The organism is Stenotrophomonas sp. GQ19, assembly GCF_059758695.1.
Window position 1 is genome coordinate 1 of record NZ_JCAXES010000021.1, and the last position, 635, is coordinate 635.

Consider the following 635-nt stretch of genomic DNA (forward strand, 5'->3'; position numbering starts at 1 on the left):
TGACCCGTCCTGCCATAGGTTGACACCTGTGGTGGATGAACCGGCCGCCGTCAGGCGGCCAAGGACGCCCGATGCACTGCATCGGGCGTCTGCATTTTAAGGGACAGGTGCGGCCGCTCGGCGTTATAGATCGCCACCGACTCGGCCACCATCTGCCGTGCCTGCGCCAGGTCCCGAGGGCGATGCAGCAGGAATTCGCCTTTCAAGATCCCATTTACCCGTTCTGCCAACGCATTCTGGTAGCAGTCGTAGCCGTCGGTCATCGAGCAGGTTACGCCGTGCGCGGCGTGGATCTTCTGGTAGTAATCCGAGCAGTATTGGATACCTCGATCGGAGTGGTGGACCAGTTGTTGACGCGTTTTTCGTCCTTTCAGCGCCATCTGCAACGCCTGGGCAACCTGCTCGGTCTGCAGCGTGTCGTGCACACTCCAGCCGACGATCTTGCGTGACCAAGCATCCGTAATCAGGCTCAGATAGACGAATTTTCCTTGCGTCGGCAGGTAGGTGATGTCGGCGACCCACACCTGCTCGCAGCCGGTGGGTACCACGCGCCCCTCGCCAGCTTTGAGCAGGTTGGGGTGCCGTCGGAAGCGGTGATGGCTGTCGGTTGTCTTGTGATATGCCCGCCGCATGGG

At 60.9% G+C, this 635-nt stretch carries 1 protein-coding gene; it reads right to left on the bottom strand.

The annotated features are described in order from the left end of the window. Nucleotides 1-50: 50 nt before the first annotated feature. Nucleotides 51-635 (bottom strand): IS3 family transposase (locus AC6CHL_RS20755; RefSeq protein WP_498296040.1); only part of this gene is annotated, 585 nt, incomplete at its 5' end.